Source organism: Paenibacillus sp. VCA1 (assembly GCF_031583795.1).
In the GTDB taxonomy this organism is placed as follows: domain Bacteria; phylum Bacillota; class Bacilli; order Paenibacillales; family Paenibacillaceae; genus Paenibacillus_AQ; species Paenibacillus_AQ albilobatus.
The window spans coordinates 569,523-577,443 of record NZ_JAVLSX010000003.1 but is presented as its reverse complement, the minus strand read 5'-3'; the positions used below and the strand labels follow the sequence as shown (position 1 = coordinate 577,443).

Sequence of the window (7,921 nt, the reverse complement as noted above, 5' to 3'; positions counted from 1 at the left end):
CCAGTGTGGCCGTTCACCCTCTCAGGTCGGCTACGCATCGTCGCCTTGGTGAGCCGTTACCTCACCAACTAGCTAATGCGCCGCAGGCCCATCTGCAAGTGACAGATTGCTCCGTCTTTCATTACCGCTCCATGCGAAGCGATAAATTATCCGGTATTAGCTACCGTTTCCGGTAGTTATCCCAGTCTTGCAGGCAGGTTGCCTACGTGTTACTCACCCGTCCGCCGCTAACCATCAGAGGAGCAAGCTCCTCATCAAGTCCGCTCGACTTGCATGTATTAGGCACGCCGCCAGCGTTCGTCCTGAGCCAGGATCAAACTCTCCAAGAAAGTTTGTGACTCATTTTGAATCTGACGAGAAATAATGAATTTTTCGATTACAATGCCAAATCGGAAATTTCATTAATATAATTCTCATTTATGCTCCACAAATCATTCAGTCAAAAGACTCGAACCGATTTGCTTCGCTGTCGACCTTGCAAGCAAGGTCTAATCTCACTCGTTGTTCAGTTTTCAAAGATCAAACACTTCGTTTTCGCCGCCGCCGTTATGTTCAGCAGCAACTTTTATAATATATCATGTTTTCTTTATTAATGCAAGCTTTTTTTAAAAGAAAAATTTTAAAAGCTGCATTCTATTAAACCATGTCTTCGTGAAGACAAGTATTAATATAACACAGCTTTGTTAAGTATGTCAACTATTTAATTTGAAGATAAAACCTCTTCAATGTAGAGCTGCCGTTTCTGCACCAGATTGATGATCTCCCCGCCGACCGAAACCATCGGGCGCGTCGGATGATTCTGATCCGTAAACACGATTTCGCCGACCTGACCATTGCTGAGGCGAACGATGGTCCCATTATGGAACTCCGTCGCCTTTTGGATGAAGATCCGTACCAGTGTAGGATCCAGCTTGCCGAAAGCTTCAGAGTGAATCTGCTCAAGCACCAAATATGGAGACTGCGCCTTGCGATAAATCCGGTTAAGCGTCATTGCATGAAAAATGTCCGTAATGGCGACCATTTTGGCATAGATATGGATCTTGCCGCCATCCAAGCGCAGCGGATACCCGGACCCGTCGATTTTTTCGTGATGTTGAAGAGCCGCAAGTCTGACGCCTTCATTGACCGCTCTGACGTTTTTGAGAATTTGATACCCGTATGCCGTATGCCTACGCATTTCTTCCGCCTCGGCGGCGGTCAGAGCGTTAGGTTTATATAATATCGCCGGATCGACCTTGGCATTCCCAATGTCGTGAAATAACCCGGCGAACGCCGCCTGCATCCAATCTTTCTGCTGCATCCCGCTCCATTTGGCAAGCAAATACGAAGAAAACGCACACAGCACACCGTTATGGAAAATATAATCATACTCATTCATTGATCTTGGCACGAATGTTAACGGGTTGTAGTCTTTGATATGTAAGATAGCCGCTTCCAGTTGATTCCGCAGCTCGTAGATCGGCAATTCTGAGGCGATGACGGACTGATGCGCGCTTTTCATCAGCGAGATCAGTTTTTCATACTCTTCATGAAATGGAGCCGTTTTCGTTAACACCGCCGTATCGGCCGGTTTCTCATCGCTTGCATTTGCCGGGTTTGCGCTCGAGATGGCCTTGGTGACATTCTTGAGCTCCGCTTCGCCTATATCTACCTCGACATGCTGGATCATAAAAGCACGCAAAATATCCAAGTCACGCGGAAGCAAGACCGTGCCTTTGCGCATCAGCAATCCGCCAAGCGGAGTATGTACATCTTTTACTAGCTTGATACCAGGTTTCAATTCCGAAATAGATATGCTGGCCATAACGATGATTCCCTCGCTAACTTCCATCTAAAAAACATGGTAATTTACTCCATTATATTACGTACCGTAGTGCTGCACAATCTAAATTAGCATTTCGCAAAACTCCAACACGCCTATTCCGGTGCAAATAGTAGGGAAATTGCTTGATCTCGAAGCCGGACGCTTGTTATCCCCTAACATATGGGTGTGTGTCACCTTTAAAAATGAAAAAAAGAGCACCGCTTTCGATCTCTCAAAAGCATGCTCTTTCGTTTTATCCGTTACGCTTCATCGGAGGAATCATCCATATCCGATTCCGTCACTTGATCTGCTGCAGTTGCCGACGAATCCGGTTCAGATGGAGGGGTCAGGCCTTCTATATTCGTCTCTTCCCCTTCTTCTCCTTCTTCCGGCTCCTCGCTTTTATCAACCCGGCATACCGTGGCCACGGTATCTTCGTCGCGAATGTTGATCAGCTTAACGCCTTGCGTGTAGCGGCCCATGATGGAAATTCCCTCAATGCTTGTACGGATCAGCGTACCGCTCGAAGTAATGATCATCAGGTCCTCATCCGGTCTGACGACCTTAAGCCCTACGACCGGGCCATTTTTTTCGGTAACGTTCAGCGTCTTGATCCCTTTGCCGCCCCGGGTCTGCGAACGGTAATCGCTCAGAGGCGTCCGTTTGCCGTAACCTTTCGCGGTGACGATCAACGTATCCAAGTCTTTGTCAACGACGTCCATGCCGATGACCTGGTCGTCTTCGTCAAGCGTAATCCCTTTGACGCCGGTCGCGCTGCGGCCCATGGAGCGAACGTCGTTTTCCGAGAACCGGATCGACATGCCCTGAGCCGTAGCCATAATAACTTCCTGCTGGCCGTCGGTTAATTTGACTTCGATCAGGGAATCATCTTCACGTAGGTTGATTGCGATTAGACCGCCTTTGCGGATGTTCACGTAATCTTCCAGCGGCGTCTTTTTCACAATCCCGCTTCGGGTGACGAAGAACAGGTATTTGTCGTTTTCGAATTCTTCTACCGGAATGACGGCGTTGATCGTCTCGCCCTGCTCGATTTGGATCAGGTTGATGATCGCCGTGCCCCGAGCCGTGCGGCTGAGCTCCGGAATCTCGTATGCTTTAAGCCGGTAAACCTTGCCCCGGTCGGTAAAGAACATCAGGTAATTGTGGGAGTTGGTCACAAACAGATGCTCGACGAAGTCTTCGTCCTTCGTATCCATCCCCACAACCCCGCGTCCGCCGCGTTTTTGGCTGCGGTACGTGTTGGCCGGCAGGCGTTTGACGTAGCCTGTATGCGTAATGGTGATGACCACTTCCTCGCGAGGAATCAGGTCTTCGTCCAAAATGCTTTCTTCGCCGATGGTAATTTCAGTGCGGCGCTCATCCGCATAATTTTCCTTGATTTCGAGCAGCTCGTTGCTGATGATTTCCAGTACCAGATGCTCATTGGCCAAAATTTCCTTGTATTCAGCGATTTTGACCATCAGTTCCCGGTATTCGTTTTCGATTTTCTCGCGTTCCAGTCCGGTCAGGCGCTGCAAGCGCATTTCCAGAATCGCTTGCGTCTGCTCGTTGCTGAGCCCGAAGCGCTCGATCAAACGTTCGCGAGCGATGTCGGTCGTTTGCGAGGAACGGATAATCGAAATGACTTCGTCCAAATGGTCCAAAGCGATACGCAAACCTTCGAGAATATGGGCGCGGGCTTCGGCTTTTTTCAAATCGTATTCCGTCCGCCGGCGAATGACCTCGATCTGGTGCTCCAGGTAGTAGCTCAGCACATCTCTGAGACTCAAAACCTTCGGTTCGTTTTTCACGATCGCCAGCATGTTGATGCCGAACGTAGACTGCATCGCCGTGTGTTTGTACAAATTGTTCAGCATCACGCTCGGGTTCACGTCACGGCGCAGCTCGACAACGATCCGCATACCGTTACGGTCCGATTCGTCCCGCAGGTCGGTAATGCCGTCCAGTCTTTTTTCGCGCACCAGCTCGGCGATTTTTTCAACCAAACGCGCCTTATTGACCTGGTATGGAAGCTCGGTCACGATAATCCGCGCCTTGCCGTTATTTTCTTCGATCTCGGCTTTGGCGCGCATCGTCACGGAGCCGCGTCCGGTTTCGTAGGCCTGGCGAATGCCGTGGCGTCCCAACACATAACCGGCGGTCGGGAAATCCGGCCCTTTAATATATTCCATCAATTCCAGCGAAGAAATGTCAGGATTTTGGATCAGGGCCAATACCCCGTCAATAACCTCTCCGAGATTATGCGGCGGGATATTCGTCGCCATCCCGACGGCAATACCCGAAACGCCGTTAACCAGAAGGTTCGGATACCGCGCAGGAAGCACGACCGGCTCCAGCTCTTCGCCGTCATAGTTTTCCGTAAAATCGATGGTCTCCTTATTGATATCGCGCAGCATCTCTTGAGCAATCTTCGAAAGGCGCGCTTCGGTATAACGCATCGCGGCCGGAGCGTCACCATCGATGGAGCCAAAGTTGCCATGCCCTTCGACAAGCATATAACGCATCGAAAAATCCTGCGCCATACGGACCATCGTCTCGTAAGCGGGCGCGTCACCGTGCGGGTGATACTTACCGATGACCTCGCCGACGATTCTCGCCGATTTTTTAAACGGCTTATCCGGCGACAAACCAAGCTCCGACATCGCATAAAGCACGCGACGATGTACCGGCTTGAGTCCATCGCGCACATCCGGCAAAGCCCGGCTCACAATGATGCTCATCGCATAGTCCATAAAGGACTCGCGCATTTCGACACCAATGTCCCGCTCCTTAATCTGGGGATTTTTTTCTTCCGCCATGGTGGACCTCCTCCATTTCCCTCAACAAAACAAGCATGCGGACTATATAGAATCAACTATAGAATCAACGAATCTTAGTTCCATACGGGCATAAAACGGCTAGCCGCAATCCGCCGGCAACCGGGGAAAGCAGTACCGCTTCGTACCAAAATAGATAAAAACCACTAATCTTTATTATATTACTTTCACAAAAAGAGCACAATTAAACGTTTGGCCTTTTCTCCGCAGACCGCCGCCCATCTTGCTCCATTTTAGGGATTCGCCCTACCCTCTTCCTGCCCGTGACATATACTGATAGGCAAAAGGAGTTTCCTGGACTCAGAATTCAATTATCCATATCTTCATATTATACCATTCATTTGCTCCCTTGTCCTATGTTTTACGCATTCCATGAAGCATTTTACAATTCGCCTTACGTTGCGCTAACGGCTTCCGCCACATCTTCACGGAAAGGATGCGATGACTTGTCCATACAGCGTGTTTCAAGCAAATGGGCCAAAACATTGGTGCTTCTGCGCAATAAGCAGATCGCAGCCAATATCCCCCTCACCATGAAATACTCGCAGGACGCGCTTATCGAAATGCTGAAAGAGCACACGATGGTTTACATCAAACCTGATATCGGGACATTCGGTAACGGCGTTATGTGCGCAGAGCGAATAACCGCAACATTTGATTTTAACGAAAGCGACCAAGCCGTTCTCCAAGAACGATACGTTTTGAAATCGGGAACAACCATTGAAGAATTTACTTCAACAGCGGACCTTCACCGCGCCATTCGGAACCATATCGGAAAAAAGGTATATCTGATCCAAAGGGGCATCCACAAGCTAAAATACAATGACCGTTCCTTTGATCTTAGAGTTTTGACGCAGAAGACCCCCAAACGGAAATGGGAAACTACAGGAATTGTCGGCCGCGTCGCGGGAAAAAACAAAATCATCACAAATTACCACGGCGGCGGAACGGTGAAAATGTTGGATGAGCTGCTGGCTCCCCACGCATCGCAACGCGAAATCAACTTGCTTGAAAAGCAACTTAACGCCTTGGGGGAGGAAACGGCCAAACAGCTGCAAAAGGAATATCCAAAATTAAAAGAAATCGGTTTGGACGTGGCCATCGACACCAATCTGTATCCATGGATTTTGGAGGTCAACACCCTTCCCGCCATATTTCCCTTCAAAAAGTTTTTCAAGGATAAAAGCATTTATCAGCGGATCGAGCGGTATGCGATTGCCTACGGGCGGATTTCCGCTCCCCGAAAAGAAAGCAAAAGAAAAAAGAAAGCTTGATGATCGGTTAAAAAAAGAGAAGGAGCCGCGAAGACTCCTTCTTTGTCGTGCTTAAATATCCAAATTTTTAACATGCTTGGCATGCTCATGAATGAAGTCGCGGCGAGGTTCAACATTGTCCCCCATTAAGGTATCGAACAAAATATCCGCCTGCATCGCATCTTCAATCGTCACCTGAAGCATGGTCCGGCTGTCCGGATCCATCGTCGTTTCCCAAAGCTGCTCAGGGTTCATCTCGCCTAGACCTTTATAGCGCTGAATGTTGTATTTCGCGCCTTCCCCGAACGAAGCGATGATTTCGTCCCGTTCTTTCTCGGAATTGGCGTAACGAACCGTTTTGTTGCGTTCGATTTTGAAAAGCGGCGGCTGAGCGATATACACGTATCCCGCTTCCACCAGCTGCCGCATGTACCGGTAAAAGAACGTCAGCAGCAGCGTGCGGATATGCGCGCCGTCGACGTCGGCATCGGTCATGATAATGAGCTTGTGGTAACGCGCTTTGGAGATGTCAAAGTCCTCATCGCCGATCCCTGTGCCCATGGCGGTTACCATCGCGCGAATTTCCATGTTGGACAGGATGCGGTCGAGTCTGGCCTTTTCTACGTTCAAAATTTTACCGCGAATCGGCAAAATCGCCTGGAAGTGCCGGTCGCGGCCTTGCTTCGCCGATCCGCCCGCAGAGTCGCCTTCGACGATGTAAAGCTCGCAGATCGAGGCGTCCTTTGAAGAACAGTCGGCGAGTTTGCCCGGCAGCGCGCTGATCTCCAGAGCGCTCTTGCGGCGGGTCAGCTCGCGGGCTTTACGCGCGGCTTCGCGTGCGCGGGACGCTTGGAGCGCTTTTTCGAGAATCCGCTTGGATACGGCCGGATTTTCGCCTAAAAACTCCTGCAGCTTCTCGGAAAAGAGCGACTCCACGATGCCGCGCACTTCGCTGTTGCCCAGTTTCGTTTTCGTCTGGCCTTCAAACTGCGGCTCCGGAATTTTGACGGAAATGATGGCCGTCAGTCCCTCGCGGACGTCATCGCCGGTCAGGTTGCCGTTGCTGTCTTTGATCATGCCGTTCTTTTTGGCGTAGTCGTTAATAATCCGCGTCAGTGCGCTCTTAAAGCCGGATTCATGCGTTCCGCCTTCATGCGTGTTGATGTTATTGGCAAAAGAATAAATATTCTCCGTATAGCTGTCGTTGTACTGCAGCGCGATTTCGACCTGAATCATGTCGCGCGAGCCTTCGACGTAAATCGGCTGCTCATGCAGCGGTTCCTTTTTCTCGTTCAAATATTTGACGTATTCGATGATTCCGCCTTCGTATTTGAAGTAGTTGGAAGCCCCCGTACGTTCGTCCGTCAGCGTCAAGGCAATGCCTTTATTCAGGAAAGCCAGCTCTCTGATCCGGGTGAGCAGCGTATTGTAGTCGTATTCGGTCGTCTCGGTGAAAATTTCCGGATCCGGCAGGAACGTCACTGTCGTACCGTGCTCGTCGGTCTCGCCGACAATTTTAATGTCGTACTGCGGAACGCCGCGATGGTACTCCTGCTGGTAGATATGGCCGTCAAGTCTAACCTGCACGACCACCTTGGACGACAGCGCGTTAACGACGGACACACCCACGCCGTGCAGACCGCCCGACACCTTGTATCCGCCGCCGCCGAATTTACCGCCTGCGTGCAGAACGGTCATGACGACTTCAAGCGTGGATTTTTTCATCTTGGGATGTTCGCCAACCGGAATCCCCCGCCCGTTATCGACAACGGTAACACTGTTATCCTTGTGAACGACGACCTCGATATGATCGCATATGCCCGCCATGGCTTCGTCGATACTGTTGTCCACGACTTCCCATACCAAATGGTGAAGGCCTTTGGCGCTTGTGGATCCGATATACATACCAGGACGTTTGCGGACGGCTTCCAGACCCTCCAGAACCTGAATCGAATTCTCATCATATTGCGGTTGATTCATAGACATGCCTGTCACCTACTTCTATAAATTCTAAATCTGCTGCTTCG

Annotated in this window: 4 protein-coding genes and 1 rRNA gene; 1 reads left to right on the top strand and 4 read right to left on the bottom strand. The window is 50.2% G+C overall.

Features of this window, described 5'->3' with window-relative positions:
* From RJP21_RS09135 to gyrA, 3 genes are all read right to left on the bottom strand, one after another.
* Positions 1 to 329: ribosomal RNA gene (locus RJP21_RS09135) — 16S ribosomal RNA — on the bottom strand; the annotation flags it as partial.
* 371 nt (positions 330 to 700) lie between these two features.
* Positions 701 to 1,804, bottom strand: coding sequence for an HD-GYP domain-containing protein (locus RJP21_RS09130; protein WP_310858992.1), 1,104 nt, complete (start codon positions 1,802 to 1,804; stop codon positions 701 to 703).
* 260 nt (positions 1,805 to 2,064) lie between these two features.
* Positions 2,065 to 4,623 carry a DNA gyrase subunit A gene (gene gyrA, locus RJP21_RS09125; RefSeq protein ID WP_310858991.1) on the bottom strand — a complete coding sequence of 853 codons (2,559 nt, stop codon included), beginning with the start codon at positions 4,621 to 4,623 and terminating at the stop codon, positions 2,065 to 2,067.
* A gap of 464 nt (positions 4,624 to 5,087) precedes the next feature.
* On the opposite strand from gyrA, the gene RJP21_RS09120 reads away from it, so the two are divergent.
* On the top strand, positions 5,088 to 5,915 hold the full coding sequence (locus RJP21_RS09120) for a YheC/YheD family protein (protein ID WP_310858990.1): 828 nt from the start codon (positions 5,088 to 5,090) through the stop codon (positions 5,913 to 5,915).
* A 51-nt stretch (positions 5,916 to 5,966) separates the two neighbouring features.
* Here the strand turns inward: RJP21_RS09120 and gyrB are convergent, their stop codons facing one another.
* Positions 5,967 to 7,880: a DNA topoisomerase (ATP-hydrolyzing) subunit B gene (gyrB, locus tag RJP21_RS09115; protein WP_310858989.1), complete on the bottom strand. Its 1,914-nt coding sequence runs from the start codon at positions 7,878 to 7,880 to the stop codon at positions 5,967 to 5,969.
* Positions 7,881 to 7,921: the final 41 nt, after the last annotated feature.

Bases quoted from the DNA above. Each gene is read 5' to 3' on its own strand.
- RJP21_RS09130 (WP_310858992.1), bottom strand. From the start codon at position 1,804: ATGGCCAGCATATCTATTTCGGAATTGAAACCTGGTATCAAGCTAGTA.
- gyrA (WP_310858991.1), bottom strand. From the start codon at position 4,623: ATGGCGGAAGAAAAAAATCCCCAGATTAAGGAGCGGGACATTGGTGTC.
- gyrB (WP_310858989.1), bottom strand. From the start codon at position 7,880: ATGTCTATGAATCAACCGCAATATGATGAGAATTCGATTCAGGTTCTG.